This window comes from Methanomethylovorans hollandica DSM 15978 (genome assembly GCF_000328665.1).
GTDB classification, from domain to species: domain Archaea; phylum Halobacteriota; class Methanosarcinia; order Methanosarcinales; family Methanosarcinaceae; genus Methanomethylovorans; species Methanomethylovorans hollandica.
Genome location: NC_019977.1, coordinates 1477267 through 1502154 on the forward strand (window position 1 = coordinate 1477267; position 24888 = coordinate 1502154).

Sequence of the window (24888 nt, forward strand, 5' to 3'; positions counted from 1 at the left end):
GTTCTTAACACTATTTAACTTTGTTCAAAAAACTTAGTTTCGGAATATATTTCATGGGTTCTGTGTAAGGGCCAAAAAAGTAAAACAAAAATTATGAAATAAAAAAGGAACATGCCGAAAAAAGAGTTCAGCAGTGCATGTAAATGTTTGTTATATGAAATTTCTGCAAGGTGCTTTGTAACACGTCAGGAATTATAGGCTGCGTAAACATGGAGGCGGTACTTCCCGCAGTATTTATCGCCATTGTCCTGGGTGCAGGTGGCTGAGTAGGAGTCTGCAAAACCGCACCTGTGATAGAACTTGCACTTCATGTTAGCATTTACTCCTGGTCAGGTGTTGTATCATTAACATAATATATAATTAACATTATAAATATTTGTGTTTTTTTATATTCAGTCACAGCTGGATATGGAAGGTGTTGACAATTAGATCTTGTAAGGGACGCATACAATTTTCATTACCGCAAAGACGCAAAGGAGAAAATAACAATCTTTGCGCCTTTGCGTCTTTGCGTTAAAATGATTTCGCAGTAACAAATGAATTGAAACAAAAACAACAACGGAGAGAAATCTAATTTAAGTTATGAAGAACTTTGCGTTTTTAACTGAATTAACTAAGAAAGCTTTGCACCCTGGCGATAAAATGCTTTACAGAAAAAAGTAACAGGGATCAAAACAGTCAACTACCAACGACTAAAGTCGTTGGCTTGTAATTAAGTACCTTAAATACTCACTACGTTCGGCTGGTTGACAGGCAGCCTACTCAGACAAGATGTACCCGACTGAGCAATGTTTCGAGCAGCATTAAGATCAGCATGTAATTGGAGTCCACAGTTATGGCAACGATAAGCATTACCGTTCCTGTTCTCTTTCAGAATGTTCCCACATCTGGAACACTTCTGACTGGAGAATCTAGGATCAACGGTAATTACAAGTTTACCAACAGCTTCAGCTTTATATCGGATAAACTGTTCAAGCTGGTAAAAACTCCAGTTGTTCAATTTACGAGTAAAATTCTTACCACGTCTTGTCTGAACTCGAATACTAGTAAGATCTTCAAGAGCAAATACATTATAAGGCATTGCCACGATTTCCTTAGAAATACAGTGGTTAACGTCTTTCACAAACCGTCTTTCTTTTCCGCTGATCTTCTTCAAAAGTTGTTTAGCGGACTTAGTGCCTTTGGATTGAAGTTTCTGCCTGATATATGCGTATTTTGCTCTCACTGCTTTGATTTGAAAACCATTAAAGAATTTATTGTTAGAACATACAGCTACATTGACTATTCCTCTATCTATCCCAAGCACTTTATTTCCAGATTGTTTAGGAGATTCTGTACGCATCACAAGATGCAACCAAAACTCATTCTTCTGTTGGATATACTTGATAGTAGAGGATTGTACAGACCAATTGAGATACTTACTATAATATTCAGGAATAGTATAGGTTGCTTCGATTCTGCCAGCAATGGTAGACATTGTAGCAAACATGTGTTTCAGAACAACCCTAAGCGTTCTCTGGTTAAATCTGGCTGCTGCAAGTGGTTTAGCAACAGGAAGTATTTTCAGCTTAACGCCTTTAAGAGCTTCCGCTGCAACATCCCTGGCAGCCTGTACCAAAGAACTATTCAGTTCTGGAAACTGTTCGCGAATAGAATAGTATGTAGCATGGTGGATAATTATCTTAGAACTAGTATGGTGTTCAAAACCATAGTTAGCAGCTATGTTAACTGCTTTATTATACATCATAATAGTTTCTTTAAGTTTAGGCTCGTCAATTTCATTGAGTCTAAGTCTAAGTTTTATGGTCCTATCCACCTTCATATGTACAAGATAATACTATATATAACCAACGTCAAGAGGTGCACAAGAGGTGAGGGTTCGTTTTCTCCAACGACTAAAGTCGTTGGTCTCCACGACCCTCTGCACTCCCATTTATCATGATCTGAATTTTTTTCAGTCCTCGCGCTTAAATGGATCATACGTGAACCCGAAGCCCAGGTATCTCAGGGACAGGAAGGCCATGAGCACCACAAGGACGAAAGAGAGCAATCCTGCAAGGGCTGTAACATAGTACATGACACCCATTGCTGACAAGCCGGTATTCAGATACGGGAAGAGACTGAAGGGCTCGTTGTACAGCGGATACAGATACGTGATGATACCATTGTCCATGTCGTCCAGCAGCAGATGAGAGAGCGAAGCTGCCTCTGCGAATACTCCTACGGCCAGAGCTTTGTGCCACTGCCTGTACAGCACCATACCAGGTAAGACGCCGCCCACAAAGGCAATGCTGGCGAATAATAATGAATGCGTGGGCAGGGTACCTATGTTACAGTGATCACCCCGGGCACCGTACAGGAGCAGATTGATGACCGCAGATATATCCGGGAACAGCGAGAAAAAGCTGCCTATACCAAACAATACCAGGAAATACCACCAGTCGCTGCGCTGTAGCTTGCCCCGGCGGAAAGCTTTTGCAAAACCATACAATGCTATCGGAAACAGCAGTAATACGAAGAATATCAGATGTCCTGCAGGATATGGCATATGGATATATATAACTAAAATATTTTATAATCCTATCGGTCAGTTCTATCATAAACGAACAATTTCCGCAAAAGAATGCAATGTGGTTTGGAAAAGTACAGTTATTTATAGTCAATTACTTAACTTTTCTAACTTATTATTTAGGAACTTTTCGATCCATTTTCTTGCGAAACTAAGCTTTGATGAACAACTGATAAACGTTTCAGCAATCAGATTTTTCATGTGGCCTAGATCTTTCACAAAATTACAAGAAATGACTCTTTTGATGCTCTTCCATATGAATTCTATGGGGTTCAAGTCTGGCGAATATGGAGGTAAATAAACCAATTCGATATCATTTGCCAGTGCAAAATTCACTGTATCTTTTGCTCGATGTGATCTGAAATTATCAAGAATGACTACAATTCTCTTTCCCATATTACTGTTTTTGACAGTTGATAGAAATAAGCATACATCTTCTTTAGTTGAATGCTCCTTAAAATCAATAACAGAATTACCATTCAATGCATAAAACCCGAAGGAGTTTGCTTTTAGCCGGGTTGTGTTTTTAAACATAACTGGTTTGTCGAAAGACCATAGACGAACTGTATTTGCTGTTGTCTGCGGTGATGATTCATCAAGAAAACCAATTACACAATCCCTCTCAATCACGGGTAAGTTTTTTTAAACTATCTTCTGCATCTTCTGGCCTTCTGTAATCATGCGAATATGGTTTGGCATGATGCATGCCAAACTTTTTTAAGATCTCCAATATTTGTTTACCTGTATATATGACATTGAACCTATTGAAAATAAGTTCCTTAACTTCTTTTGTTGACCAATCATCCCTCTGATGTAAAATCTCTTTTAATTCCTCTTTTTGTTCATCCAAAAGTTTGGAAGGACAACCTCCAGCAAACCGAGGTATCAAACCATCATAGCCATCCTTGTTCCAACGTTCTTGCCACTGATAAGCTACAGGTTTAGAGGTTCCTACGAGCTTGGCGGATTCTGCAACAGAAGCACCTTCATAGCGATGTTTAACAAAATAAAGACGCTGTAATACTCTTGTGTCTTTTTCTAATGACTTTATTCTTTTAAGCAATTCCTCGGATGAAAGATGATGTTCAATTGGAATTTGTTCAGGTTTAGCCATAATCTATTATTAGGTGCAGTAAGTAATAAAAGTTTGGTTAGCAACTATAATTTCCAAAGTGTGGACAGCATGTACCTATTTAAATGAGTAGCCAGGCGGCATAGCAGTTTTACCAGATGTATTTTCTCTCTCATTGGTCCTTGCTGCAAGAGGTTGGTACTTATACCCAAAGCCCAGATAGTTCAGGGACCATATGGTCATCAGCAGTATAGATGATATGATCATGACAGTGACCATGCCAGCCAGGTTATAGTACATGAAGTTCACCTCTGACAGATCAATGTTCATATAGGAGAACAGGTTCATGGATCCGCTGTAGAATGGATATAAATAACTTATACCAGCACCGGCCACATCGTCCAGCAGCAGATGCGAAAGGGAAGCAGCCCAGGTAAATACACCCAAAGCCACAGCTTTGCCCCTATGCATGTATAGCAGCTGGCCCAGCAGGGCTGTACTGAAGAAAGCAAGGCTACAGAACACTAAAGAATGGGTGGGTATTGGCCCTGCCATGGTGTGTTCCAGATTACCGTGCAGCAGGTAATTCCACACAGCGGGTATATCCGGCAGCAATGAGAAAAAACCTCCAAGGATTAGCAGCAATATCAAATGCCACCAATCGGTCCAATGCACTCCCTCCCTGCGGGCAGTGTTTACAAAACCGTATAAAGCAGATGACGATAAACAAAACACGAAGAACATCAGATGCACGACTGGATATGGCATATGCTATAAAATTGATCTGAACATTTAATAATTTAATGTATTGATCCCCGCAGAAAAATGAATTGTATATCCTTAACGATTGTAATGCAATATGCATTACCTTATATTTCCACAGCTTCCGCATCCTGTCTGACCCTTCCCGGATACCCTCTTTGGGGACAGACTGGTGAACTACCCCTCCCTGCTTTCTGATGAAAGCGATGAAGGGGCTTCTTGTTTCATTCTTCGAACCACTGTTCGCAAGTCCACAAGCTCATCCCCTGCGTTCCACAGGTGTCAGATTACTATAAGATTTTGCTCTTGAATAGAGAATTTCTTGATATTGATTGCAGCATTTATATCTCTGTCATGCTTTGTTTTGCAATCTGGACACGTCCAGTCCCTATCCGCAAGTGTTAGCTTTCCGTTATGATAGCCACACACATTACAGATTCTTGTACTTGGCTCAAACTGTCCAATATGGAGTATGGTTTTTCCAAACCATTCAGCTTTGTATTCCAGTTTAGTTACAAAACTACCCCATCCAGCATCGGAAATTGATTGAGCAAGACAATGATTTTTTAACATACCTTTAACATTCAGAGTTTCCAGAGCTATTGCTTGGTTCTCGCTAATCAGTCTAAAAGAGAGTTTATTCTGGAAATCATTTCTCTGATTTGCTATTTTGTCATGGAGTGATGCAAGTCTTTGTTTAGCCTTTGCTCTGTTCTGTGGGCCTTTCTGTTTCCTTGATACTCTTTTCTGTAATACCTTCAATCGCTGTAAGGAGTTCTTCAGATACTTTGGATTTTCAACTTTTTCTCCGTTTGAGAGAACAGCAAAGTCTTTGATACCTATATCTATTCCAATTGTAGTTGATTCTGAAAAGTTCTGCTTATTAGGAATTTGGTTTTCCATCTTCGACAAGAATACTTATATAATATTTTTCCGTACATGTCCTTGAAATGGTTGCGGTTTTAAGTTTACCTTCAAACCTTCTATGAAGTATGGTTTTGACTTCTCCTATTTTTGGGATCTTAATTATTTGCTTCTCGAAATCTACAGAGTAATGTTGTGGCATCTGATAAGACTGGACTGGGTTTTTTTAGATTTGAATTTGGGAAATCCTGCTTTCTCTCTAAAGAATTTTGTAAATGCTGATTCTACATTTACTAAAGAGGCAAGCAGAGCCTGTGAATTAGCTTCTTTCAACCATTCATTAGAACGTTTCACTTCGTGGACTAAAATGCGTTGCAAATCAAACCTTGATATTGATTCCTTAGTTTGTTCATAAGTTTTTATTTTCTGTCCTAAAGCCCAATTATATACAAATCTACACGCACCAAAATGAACTTTTATTATTTCCTCTTGTTTTTTGGTTGGGTAGATTCGGAATTTGTAGGCTTTTAACATATTATATAATATGGTTTAGAGATAGGTATAGGTTTCTCTAAACATGTTGTGTTATGACATGTACGCATTCACCTCCCACCTGCCAGCTTACGGCTGGCGAGGAAGGAGACTTCTGCTGTAGAAGTTAAACGATATATTATTTTTTATTTTACATTTATATTAATTAAACCATACAATCCTTACTATATACGTGCTCCAATTAAATAGGTTTATATGCAGTAAGATACTAATGAAAGATTTGTATGTTGACCACTGTAGTATCTACAACAGCTGTAAACGCAGTATCATCTGCTACTACAACAGCTGCCGGAGCTATATCCATGACAACACCCATGGGACTTTCTGAATATGGTGTGCTTGCCGTTATTGGATTAATAGCCTTTTTATCCGCAAAAGAAATACTATCTGCGTGCAGCAAATGGAACAGTAATATTAACTGTATGCTGAATATGAGCATATTACCACTTCTGTTTTCCTTTGCTGCTATCGTTATATATAAGGTAGCAGAGATTATATAATCTCTTTTCTTACTACCTTATATAGCATTTTTTTACTCTTGAAAGTGTATATTGATCAAGGCCTCAGTGTACTTGCAAGACGACATAAATGTTATAATTTACCTGTAATTTTGTTTAAAGGATAAATTCACTGGGTCTTTAGCTCAGAGGATATAAGCATGCATTCTAAGTATGCATTCGCCCCTGAGCTTGTAAGAAAGTCTTTTGATGCTGCCGTCAATGGACGCTTCTGCAGAATATCATCTTCTTGTAAATAGCTTCCGGAGAATATGAATGATCAATTAAAAATGGAGGATTGAAATCCTCTTTAATTTATTAGAATTCTCTGTTGTTTTTAAATCTAAGATCATATTCATTCCTTAATGCAAATTATTTTTATCGCAAGGTCGCAAAGGCGCAAAGCTTGTTAGTTTCTTCTTGGCACCTTAGAGTCTTAGTGCCTTTGAGTTAATGAAAAATTGTGTACTTTACTCACTTAATTTTATTTTTAAAGCAACATAATACATGATTCAATTTTTATTTCTCTATCATTGATTTCTTACTGCAAAATATTTTTAACGTAAAGACTCAAGGGCGGAAAGACGCAAAGCTTGTTATTTGCCCTTGGCATTGATTAAACTCTTTTTTAGGATTATATGGTATAAACGATTTGTTCTGATGTCTGGAAGAATCGTTTCACGATTATTCCCCCTGATATAAAGTCAGGCTTCAAGTCCGATGATAGCATTAACCCACATGGTAATGATATTGCATCCATAATGAGAACTCTGGTTTCTTATCTTCTATAGAAGCCCTGAAAATGTACTTCATAATCAGCATTGGTCATAGGATGTGTAAAAAAGCAGAAATAAAAAATAGAAGCTTGCTAAGATAATAAATAAAAGTAGGAGGTAGTTTACCTACTTAATTAAAAGCCTAACCAGCTCAAGATCTGCCAGACATAATCTATTATGCTGTTCTTCTTAACTACTGGTTCTTCGTTAATCTCTTCGAGAATTGCAATTTCTGCATTCATCTCAGGCATTGCCGTTTCATTCTCAAAGGTCATATTCTCAGTGATTAATATCTTTGCTTGGCCTGTACCGCTGCCACTACTTCTAGCTGTTTCTTGAACCTCTTCTTCAAGATCTGCACCATTGATTCCATCACCTGCGGTCTGGCCATTGCTGCAATCCCTTAAGGTCACTATTACTGTCTTATCTTTGACCTTCATAATGTATTCGCCAGCTGGTCTTTCTGTGCAGCATTCCTGCTTGAAGTGACCTGTCTCGTCAGCCTTAACTTCCAGGTGCGCTATAAAAGTGAGCTTTACAGTTTCCACTTTATCTGTGGTCTGGTTATCTGTGGTCTGGTTATCTGTAGTCTGATTTGTTTCCTCATCAACACAGTTGGTCACAGCACCTGAAAGTGCTCCTGTTGCGTTACCACTGACCACAAGGTTATAATTGCCCTTTGGAACGCGTGTTGACACACTAGCTTTGCCTGCAGATGCAGCAAAAGTTTTGGAGAGATCAAAACCGAATATGTTTGTGGTTATAGTAAGGTCTTGTACATCCTGTGCCTTGATAGTAGCTGTTGTACCTGGAGGTATGGCTATATTTTCTTGTTTGTATTCAAATTTACCATCTACGACTGGCACCTCTACCACATAAATTGTAGTAATGGGTACATAATCTCCAGGGCCTACATCACCTTCAATGAGGATCGGACCGCTATCTACACACAGGTCAAGACCAGGACTTATTGTCAGGTTTTCCACAGGCCATGCAAGAGCACAACTTGCTGATAACAAGAGGATCAGCATTGCACTGACCAGCAGAACGGAAGTGCGGCCAAGCGATTTAGAGCCGGGACTACGCACATTATTAGAAATACTTAATGATTTAATGTTCAATTAAACAACCTCCTACTTTTTTATGCATAGTAGAAATTACTCGTACATAAACATGTTCATATATTATTTGACTTTTACTTAAAGTTATCTATTAGAGCATTCATTTTAGATTTCTAATCAGAACTTTAACTTAAAAATCTATCCGTTATTTAGTTAACTTTACACTTTTTTCTGAGGCACAGCAACCATATATCTTAAAATAATTTCAATAAATCTTATTATTTGAAAGGTATCTTATTCTTACATTCTGCAAGTGCCCTATAATTCTGCCAATTATCTGAATTGTAGATGTTTGTCAAACTTTAATAATACTATTTAACATAATAATAACACACATTGTGATGAATATTGGGCTTTGTTCGTACAAATTGCTGAAAAAAGAAAATACCTGTTTTTTCTAGATATCTGCGGAAGGTTGGTTATATGCTATATCTAAAATTTTGACCTCTAATAATATTTTATTGCATTTAATTTTTAACACAAATTCGCAGGGTCATAAGAAGAGAACTTTGTTTTTTCTTCCTTTGCTCCTTTGCGTTGATAAAATATTGTATAGATCGTTTCAAAAGGGATTTATACTACTCCTCTTAAAATTCTCCACAGCAAGACCTAAAAATATATGGAGTATACACTCTATATAAGGAAGTAGAATATAGATAATATCGGCTGGAAACATACAGCAAAGCAAATCTATTTGTATGAACTGGCGGAAATGCTGCAAGGCAGTGGAAATTATAAGGCAGGATTTTAATTATGGTTCTGAAGTTTCAAAATGCAGCAAACATCGCTCAGCATTTGCATGACCCCCTGTTCAATAATTCCATATTCATCATGCTTGCATCCCTCTCAAGCGCTGGTTTTGGATTCATGTTCTGGGTGCTGGCTGCCAAGACATATGCTACCGAAGACGTGGGTACTGCAACTGCGATCATTTCGTCCATGGGGCTTATCATGATGCTCGCAAAGTTAGGTCTGGATGCTTCGATGATCAGATTCTTTCCTGGTAACGATAAAAAGAAGATCTTCAGCACTGCTATAATTGTTGTAACGTGCTTTGCATTGCTGTTCGGCACGATCTTTATCATATGCGTGGATTTGCTTGCGCCTGAACTTCGTTTACTGAAGTCCCCTGCAAACGCAGCTTTATTCCTGATATTTCTTGCTGCAAACTCAGCAACTGCATTATCATGCATCTCTTTTGTGGCGGTCAGAAAAGCTTCCCTGCAATTGTTCCAGAGCATAATAGTGAGCTCAAGGATCCTGTTTCTCATACCTCTTGCAGTACTTGGCACAATGGGTATCTTTTGCTCGCTGGGCATTTCCTTGCTCATTGCGCTCATAACTGCCTATATCCTTCTTGCAAGATCAGGTGTCATGCCCGGATTTATAGCCGACTGGAAATTTCTGGATGAATCGTTCCATTATTCTGCAGGGAGTTATATCGCAGGTCTCTTTATTGCAGGACCTGGCCTGATCCTTCCTGTCATGGTCCTCAATATGCTTGGAGCCAAGCAGGCAGCTTACTATTTTATTGCTTATGCAGTTGCTACATTGCTTTTTAAAATACCCGCTGCTGTCAGTACATCACTCTTTGTCGAAGGCAGCTATGGTGAAGATATTAAGAAAACTGCAGCAAGGTCCGTGTTGTTTACTTATCTGTTACTGATACCTGCTTCCTTTATAATGTATCTGTGCAGCCATTGGGTGCTAGCGGCTATAGGTGCGGAGTATGCAGCAGAAGGGGTAAGCTTGCTGCAGGTGATGGTAGTCTCCGGTCTATTGGCCGGACTGAATTCCACATATTTTGCTGTGCAGAGAATACGGAAGGATATGAAAGGACTGATAGCACTTAGCGCAGTGATAGGAGGAGGGATACTTGGAGCCGGTTATGTACTCATGCCCACGTTCGGCGTATTGGGGGCGGGATACGCATGGGTGGCAGGAAATGGGATAGGTAACCTGTTGGTTGCCATAATGTTCCGGATGAGAAATGGTATTGATGATAATGTGTATTGATGACAATGCGTATTGTTCAGGTTATTTAGGATAATCAGTACCCGTATGTTGTTTCCCTGCCGCCTTCAGATACACATAAATAAAGATCATGAACCATACAGGGAACAGGACATAACCTGCATTGTCATGCATCTTCCACATTGCAACTGATCCGAAATGATAATTCGTGGCCACCAGGAGCAGCAGCCGGAATATATTCTGTACGGATGTTCCCAGTATCCCAAAAAGGAACAATGGCAAGATGCGATCGTTCCTGGGTCTGACATCTATCAGCATAAGAGCAAAGACAGTAAGAAATATAGCCAGCGAGGCACTTCCCGAACATCCTACATCAATGAATACAAGACTGCTTGAACCGGCAGCATCGGTCAGATAAAGTAACTGCCCCTCAAAACCCACAGGGTACACCAGAGATGAAAAGTATGCTACGATCTTCGTGGTGATAAGTGCATATTGTGTCCCAATGGCTCCATCAAAGATCTTTGGGAAGGAAACCGAGAACCCATATACAAAGACTAGCAGCGATGGCAGATAGGCTGCTGCTCCGAAGAATACCATGAACATGCCAGTGAATATCAAAAAGACAGTGAAAACCACGAATGCTAGATTAGAAGAGAGCGGCATCAATAAGGATATAACTGCAATAAACACACCTGCTACCACATAAGACTGTTCAGCAAGCATTCCTTCATTATTCATTTGACTTAATATTGCATCTTTCTTTAGCCATCCAAAGGTAATACATAACATGAGAATCACAAAGTGATGTGCAGTAAATGGCTCCTCGACTACACTATTACGTTGTGAAAAAAAGATTTTAATAATTGAAATTACTATGGAAATAGCAAGCCACATCAAGAGTTTGTTTTTCATGTTCTGATTCATTATTACTCGTTATTAAATACAAAAAAGGCTTCTTCAAATGGTTCTGGCTTATCGTCCATATATACCACAAACTTTGCAACACGTAAAGTTGAGTTGATGGTTTGGTTTTTTGATACAGGTATCTCATTAGGCAGCACATCTCTTTGATAGAAAAAAGTCTTGCTTTTTTTAACAGTGACATTCAAACTATGCTTCAACTCTTCAGCATAATATGTATTTATCGAAAAATTATGGCTTATAGTATCATTGTTAGCAAGAAAAACAGATATTTTTGAATAATTGCCGTACAAATCATCATACATATCTATTCTACTTATTTCAGCCACTGGCTTTGATGAACTTTCAGAGAGTCCTGAAAGTACGCCTTGGGCAAACAACACAATTATGCTTCCAAGAATTAAAAGAGATAAAATGTAGAATAATCTGATCTTATCTTTTGGCATTTCAATAAACCGCCATATTACGACGTAATGTCAGATACAGAAAACCTACTATGAAAATTAATAAGCACGATCCGATTGGAAACTCTGGAAGAGGGGCAACAATAAAATAAGCATCACTTTCTTCTTTAATTTTACCATTCATTTTATACTCTATAGCGTGAACACGCCATCTACCATCTTTATCGAGACCCCCAGTATACAAACCAGCAGAGAATTTTTTATTATCAATAGTATCATCCTCAGTAAACCCTCTATATTCTATGGGACCTCCAATGGGATCATAATACCAATGGAATACCATTCTTTTACCACTAGCATCGTCCACAGTTATCGTATCAATAATGTTTAAAGAACCATATATAAATTGTGTGGGCTCCTTGGGATCCATAGTTCCAGTGAATACATGAGTATGTGCAGCCTCAGCAACCGACACAAATCCCACTAAAACAATTAACAACAAAGCATACTTAAACAACTTCATTTTCATCCCACCTTCCCTATGATCAAAGCCACCTGAGTGAACACCATACCAATGAATATAACGAACAGTACTCCTGACAATCTGCCAAACCTTATACGCAGGTCTCCTATGAACTTAAATGATTTTTGAGAGAGCGAAGGTTCTGTCAGTTCAAGATATATCAGTAATATAATCAGGACTATAGAGAAGATCACGCTTACATTGAGAGTTGAATTGTCTCCGAATGCCTGATCATAGTAGGCCATGGTGGTCATATAGCTCATTACTGACGTGGAGAACGATGCAAAGCTTACAAAACTGCTCCAGACCTGTGGTGGGTATGCAGGCAGTGACATGTATTCATCATGGGTCTTTCCATCCATATTGGACTTTACTAAAAAGGTGATCTGTTCTCCCATTTCCAGGGGATTTACATAAGTGTACTGATATTTTTTATTTGACAGAGGAGCCAGTTCCGTTGCACCCTCCATCATCAGTTTCCCGTTGGCATATAGTTCATAATCAGCTGAAGATGCCTGAAGGGACGGATTATTGAGATTGAAAGTAACTACTACAGGCACTCCTTCTGAGGGCACCTGGGGAAAGACAGACACGGACACCGGAGCAGCAGCATCGTGTAAGCCAACAACCAGACTTGCCATTACCAGCACAGAAAACCATATTACAAGAGTCTTTGAAACATATTGCCTATCCGAAGATTTCATATAACCACCATTCAACAACTTTACACTGTTTTTTAGTCTGTTACTACTAATTTAATCAACTAATCTTATATCATTTTACCATTATTGTTTAATCAACTACCAGTATATTAACCTATCGTAATGCTTATATTATGTAGCAGTACCGATTTAATAAAATTAATATATTTAGTCATTATTGAGCGCAATAAGTCAGTAGTATATTATTTAAAAGAACATTTATAAAACGTTTAAAAATCAAGAAATAAAAGATGATACTATGAAGCAAAATGTTCCCGTACAATTATAGTTAAACACCGATGGTTTGTAACTTATGAATGCTAAAATCGCATTCAATAGATAGTGATGTTAATACCATAAGTTTCAAACAAATGGTTAATAACTATAAATTCCGGGATACCTCCAATTAATTCATATAATGATCTACTGAACAGTTTTATGTTTCACGAAATGGAGGCATATTCCAGTCATTTCCTGTCACACTATAGTGTAAACTGTTGGTAACGTCAGGAAAATCATATACAGAAGAATTTTGTAAGGTTTTGTAGATCAAAACCAATACGGTTTTATAGATTATTCATTTAGTAAACTCTGTGAAGCTAAAAAAAGTAGGGTTAAATGATCAACATGCTACTTTGTTCATAATAGGCATTTTTCTGGCGATCGTAATTGCAGAATATATTTTTACTTATCTTGATGCGGGGGAGGGAATAATCTTATGTCTGGGTCTGACGATCCTGATATATGTCATTATCTCTGTGATCGATATGAAGCAAGGCTTCATAAATTCGGCAGAATCCCTGGCGATCATTCCTCTTTATGTGCTTTTCACATCATCACTTCCCTGGTTCTTTATTAACCAGCAATTTCTCCTGCCAGCAGTATACTCACTGATATTGGCTCTGTGCTTCTGGCACATGCACGAAAAGAACCTCGAATTTCACGCTGTCGGGCTTAAAAGCAACAAGCTGTTAAAGTATGCCATGATAGGTGTATTGATAGGGATCTTCACCGGTCCCATAGAATACTGGGTACTAAAACCGGCACCTTCTTTCCCGACATTCGAACTGAAATATCTGTTTCGGGATCTCGTATACATGACACTTTTTGTCGGCCTGGGGGAAGAACTTCTGTTCAGGGGCCTGATCCAGAACGATCTTATAAAAATATTTGGTACCAAAACAGGCATATTCGGACAGGCATTTTTATTTGGGATAATGCACATGACATGGCGATCGCCCCTGGAACTTGTGTTCACCTTTTTTGCAGGGTTACTGTTCGGCATCTTATATCACAGGACTGGCAGTTTGACCGCGCCCATCGTATTCCATGGAGTGAACAACACAATGCTGGTCTCGATAATACCATACTACTTCGCCGGGTTGCTCATCTGACATGACAGGAACTAAAGTTTGCATCAGGATAGATATTGATACGGTAAGGGATACACAGGTCCTTCCGGTAGTGCTCGAAATACTTGACCAGTTTAACGCCATGCCACATTCTTTGTCACAACAGGGCCGGACACTACCTTTAAGAACTACAGGAATTATCTGAACCCTCTCAGGCTGCTGCAGAAAAAAGCGATCCGACAGCATGGACTGCAACAAATGTTCAGGGGTATGGTGTACAAACAACAAGTCCAGGCATCTGAAAATCTGCAATTGATCATGGAACGTGACCATGAGCTTGGACTGCATGGTTATTCCCACTATGAATGGATGAACACCCTTCCTAAAAAAACCGAAGAAGAGATCACTGAATGGATATCCAAAGGTTGTGCATATTTTGAAGATGCATGCGGTTTTGTACCAAAGTCATTTGCATCCCCCGGTTTTGTAACAAGCAGCGAGTTTTTGGAAGCATTGGACGGGTTCAAATTTGATTATTCAAGTGATTTCAGGGGCACTGCAGCGTTTTACCCGCAGCCAAGCACCCGCCGCTTTCGAACATTGCAGTTGCCTGTATGTGAAAAGTCTTTCGGAGAACTGGAGTTCGAAGGCTATTCTCAGGATGAGGTCTATGGTATTTTCAAAAGCAGCCTTGACACAGCGCAGCACTTCTTCGTGTTCTACATGCACCCATCCTATGAACCTATACTGAACAGAGATCTTTTAATAAAAGTGCTGGAACATATCATTTCCTCTGAAGATCTGGAAATTATTACAATGCATCAACTGGCAAAACACATAAAAAAGAAGGGGTTTCCCTGAGGATCCTGCAGATATATGAACTGGCACCCCATAAAAATGCAACATCAGGTGGTATAGAAGTTGCAATACTGGAAACATCCAGGGAACTTGTTGCCCTGGGCCATGAAGTAACTGTACTTACAGGTGCAAAGGACATGCCTCAAGAGCAGATAATAGATGGCGTGAAGATCATTAGCATTGATATCTGCAAAATAATGGAACGTACGTGGAATCCATCAAGCCTGACCCTGAAAAGACAGATATTGTTCCCGATAGCTGTCCTCTTTAACATGCCAGAGACCTTTGATATTTACCACGGACATATATATTCATCAGGATTGATCGCAAATTACCTTGCAAGGCGGTCAGGTGGTGTTGCCGTTAATACCATCCATGGTTCCTATTATCCGATATGGAATAAACTTACCAATCCCATTGCTGCCCAATGCTACCGGATCGCAGAACGTATACTGGCACCGGCACTTGCGAAATTCTCCGATATACAGTTGCACACCGGAGATTACTTTGCGCAACAGGTGATCTCCTGGGGTGCACCCAAACAAAAGATCAGAACCATACATAATGGTGCTGACATTACCAGATTCAATCCACATATACCCCATGCAACGGTTCCGGATCATGTATCTATTGACCCTTCACTGCCAGTGATCCTCACAGCCCGCAGACTTGTCAGGAAAAACGGTATCGATTACCTGATAAGGGCAATGCGGTCAGTATGCAGGGAAGAAAAATGTCAGCTGGTTATCATAGGCGAAGGTGAAGAGCGTGATTCTCTGGAACGTTTAGCACATGAGTTGCATGTGCAGGATCACGTGCATTTTCTGGGGATGATACCCCATGATAAGCTTCCGCCATATCTGGCCCTTGCTGATATAGCGGTGGTGCCAAGCCTGGTAGAAGCATCCAGTATATTCATGCTGGAAGCAATGGCAATGGCAAAACCGATCATAGCGACCAATGCAGGTGGGCTGCCGGAGATCCTTCCTCCTTCTGCAGGCATATTTGTAGAACCCATGGATGAGATAGGGCTTGCAGATGCGATACTGGAACTATTACGGAACAAAGAAAAACGGCTGCAACTGGGAAAACAGGCATATCATCATGTACAAGATAACTACTCCTGGAAAGCTGTCGCACAGCAAATGGAATCCGAGTACATGAGATTATTGACCGAAAAAAAGGCACAGGCAGAACAATTACCTGATATTCCTTTTGTATGAAAGCTTGTATGAAAAATACTGCAACCCAAAGACAAAATCAAATAAAAAAGAAATTGAAGTAGGAGGCAGTCATACCTGCTTTATTAAAAGCCTAACCAGCTCAGGATCTGCCAGACATAATCTATTATGCTGTTTCTGTTAACCACTGGCTGTTCGTTAACATCGTTGGCACTTACAATTTCTGCATTTGTCTCAGGAGTTGCCTGAAGCGTGACATTCTCAGCGGTCACATTCTCAGCGGTTACTATCTTTGCTTCGCCTGTACCACTGCTTCTGGATGTTTCTTGAACCTCTTCTTCTTCAATCAGGCCTGCACCATTGATTCCATCACCTGCGGTCTGGCCATTGCTGCAATCCCTTAAGGTCACTATTACTGTCTTATCTTTGACCTGCATTGTGTATTCACCTGCTGGTCTTTCTGTGCAGCATTCCTGAATGAAGTGACCTGTCTTGTCAGCCTTGACTTCCAGGTACGCTATAAAAGTGAGCTTTACAGTTTCCACTTTATCTGTGGTCTGGTTATCTGTGGTCTGGTTATCTGTAGTCTGATTTGTTTCCTCATCAACACAGTTGGTCACAGCACCTGATGCTCCGGCTGCGTTACCGCTGACCACAAGGTTATAATTACCCTTTGGAACTCGTGTTGACACACTAGCTTTGCCTGCAGATGCAGCAAAAGTTTTGGAGAGATCAAAACCGAATATGTTTGTGGTTATAGTAAGGTCTTGTACATCCTGTGCCTTGATAGTAGCTGTTGTACCTGGGGGTATGGCTATATTTTCTTGCTTGTATTCAAATTTACCATCTACGACTGGCACCTCTACCACATAAGTAGTAGTAATAGGCACATAATCTCCAGGGCCTACATCACCTTCAATGAGGATCGGACCGCTATCTACACACAGGTCAAGACCAGGACTTATTGTCAGGTTTTCTACAGGCCATGCAAGAGCACAACTTGCTGATAACAAGAGGATCAGCATTGCACTGACCAGCAGAACGGAAGTGCGGCCAAGCGATTTAGAACCGGGACTACACACATTATTAGAAATACTTAATGATTTAATGTTCAGTTAAACAACCTCCTACTATTCTATTTATAGTAAATATATCCACCTATACATAAAGATATTCATACATTGCAAATAGAAGGCTAAAGTAAAATTATAACAATTTTGCTGAAATATTTACAAATTGTGCAGATCTATTAAAAAAGAGGTTTATCAAAATCCTCGTTGACTGAGTTTACTCTATTATGGCATAAACCATATTTACCATAGCTTACAATCAGGTTAAACCAAATGGGGTATATTGTCAGGGGAACTTCCTGAAAATAAATTAAAGGTGACATATATGGCAGGAGACATATTAGAGAAAGGAGCGATCCTACAGAGAGACAAGGAAACATACGCAATAGCACCACAGATACCCGGAGGCATAGTAACTCCCGACCTGTTGCGCAGGATTGCGGATGTGGCGGAGAAGTACAATGCTGCAGCCATGAAAATGACATCTGCACAGAGAATAGCCATAGTGGGGATCAAGGAAGCTGACCTGGACAATATCTGGAAGGACCTGGATATGAAACCTGCAGCAGCCATTGGGTTGTGTGTGAGGAGCATAAAGATCTGTCCTGGCACCACATTCTGTAAGCGCGGACAACAGGACGCTGTGGGCCTAGGTTTAAAGCTCGATGAAAAATATCACGGTCTGGTACTCCCTTCCAAGCTTAAGATAGCAGTAGCAGGATGCATGAACTCCTGTTCAGAACCCGCAGTCAAGGATATAGGTATCCTGGGCACTCCCAAGGGTTACACTATGATGGTCGGAGGCAGTGCTGGTATCAAACCAAGGCTTGCGGACATAATTGCTGATGAACTGACCGAGGAAGAGGTACTTGACATGGTTGAGAGGATCATTACCTATTATAAGAGCCATGCCACAAAACACAGGCTTGGCAGGTTCATCGACGAGATAGGACTGGAAAAGTTTAAGAAGGACATAGGGCTCTGAGCAGCCCATACACTTTTTTAAATTATATCTTTATTCACAGACCGTGCATACATAAAAAATGTGGCTGCTGATAGATATAATATAATGAAAATCTTTAAATATAATAGATACTACAGTCATGCAACCACAGCGGTTGCTTGAGATTATATCAGATTTAACTTTTATAGAATTCACATTAACAGCAGGAGAATGTAAATATGGAGTATTTTGCAGGTATATCCGATGCATTAAGGGTCACATTTGTGCAGATGATGTTACTTTCTATCATTGCATTTGCCATCTTTATTGTAGGAATGTACATCAACTTGAAGAAATGGGGCATGGGCTCCACAGGATATGGTCAGACACCATCGAAAAGTATCTGGGCTTTCCCTAAGATGCTCATGTACCAGATGAGTCAGCATGCCCATGTTCATAATCAGTCGGTTCTTGAAACGCTTGTTCTTGATATTCTTTTTCAGAGAAGGATCCTGAGAAGAAGTAAGATCAGATGGTTTATGCACATCACTATTTTTGTTGGCTGGATGGTCCTCTTTGCAATGTCAGGTGCCATGTTCTTTGTTGAAATGACACATATGATCGGTGAAAAGATTGGATTCGCAGAAGCACTTCCCTGGTTTATGAACCCTGAAGTTTTCAGAGAATTGCTCGCAGTACCCAATGACATCTTCAGTTACATACTATTCATTGGTGTTGTAATTGCAATATACAGGAGACTGTTTGTTGCAAAGGCCAGAGAAGCCACAATTGCATACGACTCCGTTCTTCTTATAGGACTTGCCGTTATCACAATTTCAGGTTTCATTGCAGACGGTATAAGGACCGGCAGGTTCTGGGGATTTGGCATAGACTATGCATATGCACCTCCGGCTTCATTGTTCCATGTGGTGATATCTCTGCTGTTCTGTATCGCATACATACCCTTCAGTAAATATATTCACATGATAGCCATCCCGCTTACACTGCTCGCAAATAAAGGAGGAGAATAAAAATGGTAAAACGTCAGCCTTCTATAAACACTGAGAACTTCACAGCAGTGCAGCTCATGGAGCTTGATTCATGCAGCAGATGCGGAGAATGTGTCAACTGGTGTCCTACCTACGATGCGTCCGGTCAGAACCCCGGACTTGCACCCAGAGACAAGATTCTCAGGTGGGGCGAGTTCATGAAGAAGTCCTACGGGCTGCGTGCTAGGCTTTTCGGTCCAAAGCACATCCCGCTGGAAGAGCTTGAAGAGTTCAAGAACGACGTATACGGATGTACCACCTGTGGTATGTGTGCCACCGTATGTGAGTCTGCCATAAACACTGTGGAGCTATGGGAATCCATGCGTGCAAACCTTGTTAAGAGCGGCATAGGTCCCTATGGTAAGCAAAGCATGTTCCTGAAGCTCATTGGAGAATACAAGAACCCCTATATGGCAGACAACAAGGACAGAGTCAACTGGTTCCCTGCTGATATCAAGGTCGAGGAACAGGCAGAGGTTCTGTACTTCGGCGGATGCACTGCTGAACTTAAGCAAAGGAAACTTGCCCTTGCGACCGCACGTGTACTCAATAAGCTTGGAATAAAGTTCACAATGCTGGGAGAGAGCGAGATATGCTGCGGTTCCGCACTTATAAGGACAGGACAGTACTTCATCAATGACACTGCAAAGATCAATGCACAGAAGAACATAGATAACATTAAAGCAAAGGGTGCAAAAACAGTTCTTTATGCATGTGCGGGCTGCTACAGAGCTTCCCTTATTGACTGGCCACGCCTGACCGGCAAAGAGCTGCCATTCAAGGTTGTTCATGTCACTCAGTTCCTTCAGGATCTTATTCAGAAAGGAGAGATCAAGTGGGAGAAGTCGATTGACAAGAAGGTAACATACCATGACCCATGCCACCTTGGTCGTCACGTAGGTGTCTTCGAGCCTCCAAGAGCAGTTCTTCAAAGCATTCCGGGCATAGAGTTCATCGAAATGGAAAGGATCGAGGAGAATCAGCGCTGCTGCGGAGCAGGCGGCGGTGTGAAAGCGGGTATTCCTGACCTTGCACTGGGTGTAGCAAGAACAAGAGTTGAAGATGCACTCGCAACACAGGCCGAACTGTTGTCAAGTGCCTGCCCGTTCTGTAAGAGGAACCTTAGCGACGGACGGGATGCCCTTGGTGCAAACGAACTTGAAGTTGAAGATGTAGTGGTGCTTGTGGCAGAAGCCATGGGGATCGACCTGAGCGACACTCCCGCAGAGTGAAACTCAACGATCTCTTTTTTAAGTACATCAGCTGAAAAAAGTGTAACTGAGATGAAAAATGCAGATTCCCTATGAAATTCTGGGAAAAATATTCGTACTGCTGGTCATTGTCGTTATTGTAGGCATCGGCGTAGCCTTATTGATAGGTGCTTACAGTTTCAGACGCAAAAGGATACTTTTTCCGAATTTCGTACTTTTTATGCTGTACCTGTTCTATGGTCCGGCCAAGTGGATCTGCAGAAGATTTTCTATTCGCGACACCATTGTCGATGAGATCCTTATAGAACTCCGGAATGCCCTTATGCTGGAGGATTTCAAAAGATCAAAAGATCGAAAAGTGGTATTCCTGCCCCAGTGTCTGCGCCATCCTGACTGTAAGGCACGATGCGATCCCATTGATGGGTACCAATGCAAAAGATGTGGGAAATGCGATATTGGAGCTGTATGTAAAGCTGCTGATAAATACGGTTTTCAGGTTTTTATCATTCCCGGCGGCAGTTTCATAAAAAAGATACTTAAAGCGTACAGGCCCAAAAGCTGCATCGGTGTGGCCTGCTATCCTGAGCTTTCAGAATCTATGCAAGGAGTTGCTGCCTATATGCCAGTTCAGGGAGTATGCCTGCTCAAGGATGGCTGTTTCAACACAGAAGCAGATGTGGAAGAAATAATACGAAAAATGGAGGAGTCCTGTGTATAGTCTCATAGGAGAGATAGTTTTTGTCCTTATTATCACTTCGATCATACTTACCGGGCTCGCCCTTCTGGTCAGCCGGATGAGCCTTAGCAGGAATGTCTGGCTCGCAGGTTCGTTTGCCGGAATCCTTGATTTCTTTTATCTGCCCATCAAGTACTTTTTCTATAAGTTCTCTGATCCCAGGATACTCGATAAATGGATGGTCTCCCTGAAGAACATAGCTCACAGGAACGATTTCAAAAGAACGCAGAACCGTATCATCCTGGCACCTCATTGTATGCGTGCCATGGATTGTCCTGCGCATTCCACGGAGAATGGTATACAATGTATATCATGCGGAAAATGTGTTTTTGACAGACTTGGCAGAGACGCACAAAAATATGGGTACAGGTTGTTTATAATCACAGGTTCTTCCTTTGTCAAGCATGTCCTGAAGGACCATAAGATCGATGGTGCTTTGCTTATTGCATGTGACTATGAACTGAATAAAGTGATGATGGCCCTTAAAGGCACAAGGATAACAACCTATGGTGTCCCTATGCTCAGTGATGGATGTTATGATACACAGGTAGACTACAATGACATTATCCAGGCCTTTGAGGAGTTCAGTTGATCTGCTCCTGATGCATTATTATGCACAAGGTAATTTCTGGTTGATCTTACACTGATAAACCATCCTAACCGGAGATTATCGGAATAAAATGGTGACTGAGATACGTTAATGTCGGCTGAAGATATGATTGAAGATGATCATATATCCTGTAATTGTCAGGAGGTTATTTTATGAAAAGAATATACAAATATTATCCGGAAGATTTCGGAGAATTAACTGTTAAAGTTATACACATGGATCTTCTTTTTGATGTGTTCGATGATCATACGAAGGTCACCTCTTATCTCAAATTAAAAACCCTGGACCATCCTGTCGATCAGCTTGAACTCAATTGCAGAAAACTGGAGCTCTTGTCCGTAAGCTGCAGGGAATATGATATTGATCATGAGTACAGGCAGGAAGAAGCTACCCTGTTAATAAGGTTCTTGAAGACAGTACCTGCGAACACAGAGCTCGTCATTGATACCCAGACCATCTGCAGACCTACTAAAAACATACTGGAAGGTCTCTACTATGATGAAACACCCGCAGGAGCTCCACCACAACAGATCACTCAATGTCAGCAATGGGGATTTCAGAGGATAGTACCATGCATAGATGATATGGAAGCAAAATGCACTTACACTACGACCATCATTGCGGATGAGAGATATACCAATCTCATTACCAATGGTGATATCAAAGAAACAAGGCATTCTGTAGGAAATGGGAGGGACAGGATAGTCTATGACAATTCGGTCACACCGATGGCACCGTATCTCTTTTTCCTGGGCGTGGGCACCTATGACACTTTCAGGAGAGAATTTGAGTACCCGGATGGACACACCTTTGAACTGGAACTGCTGGTGCCTCCCGGTTCTGATCCCCTGACAGCCCGCAGAGCTCTTGATGTGCTTTATGATTCTATAATGTGGGTGCATCTTTTTACCGGCAGCCCTGAGCAATACTCACAGTTTGAAAAACGCAAAGATATCATGGCTATGGCCAGGAAAAGGGACCAGCTTAAAGACGGGAATGGTGCCAGTGAACAGATCGCAAAGGTAAGAGACGATCTTAAAAAGGCAGTGCAGTCGATAAATACCGGATACATGTACACAGGTACTGTTTATAGAGAGATCGGCATGCAGAATTCCAATTTCGGTGGTATGGAAAATGTTGGAAACACTACCATTACCACAAATCGCATAATGCCCTTCCCTCAGATGACAGACAGTGCTTTTGAGTATATGATGAGGGTCAAGGTCCATGAGTTCTATCACAACCTGAACGGTTCGGAGGTGACCGGGAAAAGTCCTTTTGAACTATGGCTTAACGAGGCAGTTACCGTCCATATAGAAAGAGGATACCATGCATATCATTTTGGGGAAACCTATAGCCGTCTTCAGGAAGTACTGGAATTCCTGGCTCCCGGTTCAGGAACTTTTGCCCTTGACATGGGAGCAGCCTCTATGCCCATCATTCCTCAGGGGTTTAATGACCCTGATGACCTTATCACCTCAGTGACTTATGTCAAAGCCCCGGAATTTGTACGCATGGTAGAGACCCTGATGGGCAAAGAAAATTTTGTTAAGGCTCTGAATGTCTATTATTCCAGGTATAAGCACTCAAATGCTTCAAGTCAGAACTGGATCGAAGTGATGGAAGAGGTCTCTGGCCAGGAATTCAAAGACATGGCAAAGACCTGGCTGGAACAGATACATTTCCCGATGGTCCATCTAAATACTTTCTACAATGAAAATGCAAGGACCTTTACATTATTGTTCGAACAGGAAGTTTTGCAAAAAGGGACATTCTGGGAATTCCCTGTAAGTGTAGCCCTTGTAGACAATGAAGGGAACGATCTTGCCGAAGTTATAGAGCGGATGAAGGGCATGGAGAAAAAGATAGTGATCACTGATGTGGAGAGACCTGCCTTTTTGTCCCTTAATCGGGGATACTCTTTCTTTGGTAAAGTGGCTTATGGTGTGGATTATGATGAACTGGTCCTGCAGATAAGAAAAGACAAAGATCTGATAAACCGGTTCATTGCATTCCACAAGATTGTGGATATGGAAAAAATGGCATTGATAGAGGACACCGTGCGTCTTCCCTCGCAAGAGTTCACAGACCTTTATCACGAACTGATCCGGGACTCAGACCTGATGACGCAAGCTGGGGCTCAGTTCCTGACGATCTTTGAATCCGTCGAGGATGAACGGCTGGCACACAGATATCAGTTGTTATATGAGATCAAGCAAAAGATCATGAAAGCAATAGCAAGCAGACATGAAGAGTCCTTAGTCTCACTCTATCGGTCTTACAATGCAGCAGGATACAAAGACCAGGATTATATAGATGAACAGGTCAGTGCGATCAAGGAACGACAGTTAAAGAACATATGCCTCTCTGTGCTGTCGACCCTCGATACTCCTGCAGTACAGTATATTATTAAGGAACAGTTCGAAACAGCCAAAAACGCCACGGATAAATTAAGTGCTTTCAGTCATTATCTTAATAGTTCGGCATCTGACAGGATCCAGCTTATGGAGGCTTTCCGCAAAGAAGCAGAAAAACACCCTGTAAGCTGGGAAGCTTTCCTGAAAGTAATAGGAAGTAATAACAGTGATGATGTATTCGATCTGATAAGACAGGTTAAGCGATGCGAGGCTTTCAGGCTAGAACAGGCAAATGACCAGAGAGCTCTTTACGGCAGTTTCGCATTTAACAGGAAGAAATCTCTGCAAACTGAGAAGGGAAGAGAATTGCTCGAAGAGATAGTCCTCGAGCTTGCAGAGGTCAATGAGTATAATACCGTAAATATACTCAATGTGCTTGCCAATATTGATAAGATGGAAGAGGAATATCATGCCCCTCTGGTGGGAATGATGGTCATTTTCCTGGAAAAGCTCAATGAGGATCGTACTCCAAGCGTATATAACAGGATCAGGAAAATCCTGCTCAATACTCCGAAGGCTGTGGAAAGATACGAAGCTCTCCACGGAAAAATTGATCTGGGTTAAAACCTGCGACCTTCAAGTCAAAGCCTGAAAACAAAAAGTAATGGCAGAGCTCTCATTTTTTAATGAAACCTGGCAACTATGGTACTATGTAGATATATAAAGGTGGAACCTCTTGAATGAGCTCACACCTTTTTAAATAGATAGTGAGATATTATTTG

The 24888-nt window shown here is 40.9% G+C and carries 21 protein-coding genes and 2 pseudogenes; 11 read left to right on the top strand and 12 right to left on the bottom strand.

The genetic code is table 11. From position 1 onward, the window contains the following. Positions 1-721 precede the first annotated feature (721 nt). The 7 genes and pseudogenes from METHO_RS07070 to METHO_RS07105 all read right to left on the bottom strand — a co-directional run bounded on the left by METHO_RS07070 (position 722) and on the right by METHO_RS07105 (position 8213). Positions 722-1822: an RNA-guided endonuclease InsQ/TnpB family protein gene (locus METHO_RS07070; protein ID WP_015324857.1), complete on the bottom strand. Its 1101-nt coding sequence runs from the start codon at positions 1820-1822 to the stop codon at positions 722-724. Between the two features lie 132 nt (positions 1823-1954). Continuing rightward, positions 1955-2548, bottom strand: a complete 594-nt coding sequence (locus METHO_RS07075) for a metal-dependent hydrolase (protein WP_015324858.1) — start codon at positions 2546-2548, stop codon at positions 1955-1957. A gap of 111 nt (positions 2549-2659) precedes the next feature. Then, positions 2660-3683, bottom strand: a pseudogene (locus METHO_RS13320) (IS630 family transposase). A gap of 75 nt (positions 3684-3758) precedes the next feature. Beyond that, positions 3759-4409 (bottom strand): metal-dependent hydrolase, encoded by a 651-nt coding sequence (locus tag METHO_RS07090; RefSeq protein WP_015324861.1) that lies wholly within the window; start codon positions 4407-4409, stop codon positions 3759-3761. Positions 4410-4685: 276 nt separating this feature from the next. Continuing rightward, positions 4686-5801: pseudogene (gene tnpB / locus METHO_RS07095) on the bottom strand (IS200/IS605 family element RNA-guided endonuclease TnpB). A 226-nt stretch (positions 5802-6027) separates the two neighbouring features. Next, entirely contained in the window at positions 6028-6258 is a 231-nt protein-coding gene (locus METHO_RS13685; RefSeq protein WP_048831094.1) for a hypothetical protein, read from the bottom strand. Between the two features lie 968 nt (positions 6259-7226). Further along, positions 7227-8213: a hypothetical protein gene (locus METHO_RS07105; protein ID WP_015324863.1), complete on the bottom strand. Its 987-nt coding sequence runs from the start codon at positions 8211-8213 to the stop codon at positions 7227-7229. Positions 8214-8966: 753 nt separating this feature from the next. Here METHO_RS07105 and METHO_RS07110 point away from each other — a divergent pair. Further along, entirely contained in the window at positions 8967-10229 is a 1263-nt protein-coding gene (locus METHO_RS07110; protein ID WP_015324864.1) for an oligosaccharide flippase family protein, read from the top strand. Between the two features lie 21 nt (positions 10230-10250). Here the strand turns inward: METHO_RS07110 and METHO_RS07115 are convergent, their stop codons facing one another. From METHO_RS07115 to METHO_RS07130, 4 genes are read right to left on the bottom strand one after another with little or no spacing between them, the layout of a single operon-like run. Continuing rightward, positions 10251-11114 (bottom strand): exosortase/archaeosortase family protein, encoded by an 864-nt coding sequence (locus METHO_RS07115; RefSeq protein ID WP_015324865.1) that lies wholly within the window; start codon positions 11112-11114, stop codon positions 10251-10253. A gap of 2 nt (positions 11115-11116) precedes the next feature. Beyond that, on the bottom strand, positions 11117-11557 hold the full coding sequence (locus METHO_RS07120) for a hypothetical protein (RefSeq protein WP_015324866.1): 441 nt from the start codon (positions 11555-11557) through the stop codon (positions 11117-11119). A gap of 1 nt (position 11558) precedes the next feature. Beyond that, positions 11559-12038: a hypothetical protein gene (locus METHO_RS07125; RefSeq protein WP_015324867.1), complete on the bottom strand. Its 480-nt coding sequence runs from the start codon at positions 12036-12038 to the stop codon at positions 11559-11561. A gap of 2 nt (positions 12039-12040) precedes the next feature. Beyond that, on the bottom strand, positions 12041-12742 hold the full coding sequence (locus METHO_RS07130; RefSeq protein ID WP_015324868.1) for a hypothetical protein: 702 nt from the start codon (positions 12740-12742) through the stop codon (positions 12041-12043). A gap of 590 nt (positions 12743-13332) precedes the next feature. On the opposite strand from METHO_RS07130, the gene METHO_RS07135 reads away from it, so the two are divergent. The 4 genes from METHO_RS07135 to METHO_RS07145 are packed head-to-tail and all read left to right on the top strand — an operon-like array spanning position 13333 to position 16172. After that, positions 13333-14133: a CPBP family intramembrane glutamic endopeptidase gene (locus METHO_RS07135; protein ID WP_015324869.1), complete on the top strand. Its 801-nt coding sequence runs from the start codon at positions 13333-13335 to the stop codon at positions 14131-14133. Between the two features lies 1 nt (position 14134). Continuing rightward, complete coding sequence (locus METHO_RS13690; RefSeq protein ID WP_156811064.1) at positions 14135-14296, top strand: hypothetical protein; 162 nt, start codon at positions 14135-14137, stop codon at positions 14294-14296. Then, positions 14293-14952: a DUF2334 domain-containing protein gene (locus METHO_RS07140; RefSeq protein ID WP_245546375.1), complete on the top strand. Its 660-nt coding sequence runs from the start codon at positions 14293-14295 to the stop codon at positions 14950-14952. The genes METHO_RS13690 and METHO_RS07140 overlap by 4 nt, the downstream gene beginning before the upstream one ends. A gap of 20 nt (positions 14953-14972) precedes the next feature. After that, a complete protein-coding gene (locus tag METHO_RS07145) occupies positions 14973-16172 on the top strand; it encodes a glycosyltransferase family 4 protein (RefSeq protein ID WP_342664120.1) in 1200 nt (399 codons plus the stop codon). A gap of 83 nt (positions 16173-16255) precedes the next feature. Here the strand turns inward: METHO_RS07145 and METHO_RS07150 are convergent, their stop codons facing one another. Continuing rightward, positions 16256-17155, bottom strand: coding sequence for a hypothetical protein (locus METHO_RS07150; protein ID WP_048831099.1), 900 nt, complete (start codon positions 17153-17155; stop codon positions 16256-16258). A gap of 370 nt (positions 17156-17525) precedes the next feature. Between METHO_RS07150 and METHO_RS07155 the strand changes: the two genes are divergently transcribed. The 6 genes from METHO_RS07155 (at position 17526) to METHO_RS07180 (ending at position 24730) form a co-directional block, all read left to right on the top strand. After that, positions 17526-18185, top strand: a complete 660-nt coding sequence (locus METHO_RS07155) for an NAD(P)/FAD-dependent oxidoreductase (protein ID WP_015324872.1) — start codon at positions 17526-17528, stop codon at positions 18183-18185. 197 nt (positions 18186-18382) lie between these two features. After that, a complete protein-coding gene (locus tag METHO_RS07160) occupies positions 18383-19174 on the top strand; it encodes a nitrate reductase gamma subunit (protein WP_015324873.1) in 792 nt (263 codons plus the stop codon). Between the two features lie 2 nt (positions 19175-19176). Continuing rightward, complete coding sequence (locus tag METHO_RS07165) at positions 19177-20424, top strand: (Fe-S)-binding protein (RefSeq protein WP_015324874.1); 1248 nt, start codon at positions 19177-19179, stop codon at positions 20422-20424. Positions 20425-20482: 58 nt separating this feature from the next. Then, the gene (locus METHO_RS07170) at positions 20483-21121 is read left to right on the top strand and encodes a DUF116 domain-containing protein (protein ID WP_015324875.1); all 639 of its coding nucleotides are present in this window, start codon (positions 20483-20485) and stop codon (positions 21119-21121) included. Further along, positions 21114-21731, top strand: a complete 618-nt coding sequence (locus METHO_RS07175) for a DUF116 domain-containing protein (RefSeq protein WP_015324876.1) — start codon at positions 21114-21116, stop codon at positions 21729-21731. Before METHO_RS07170 ends, METHO_RS07175 begins: the two co-directional genes overlap by 8 nt. 170 nt (positions 21732-21901) lie before the next feature. Beyond that, a complete protein-coding gene (locus METHO_RS07180; RefSeq protein ID WP_015324877.1) occupies positions 21902-24730 on the top strand; it encodes a M1 family metallopeptidase in 2829 nt (942 codons plus the stop codon). Positions 24731-24888: the final 158 nt, after the last annotated feature.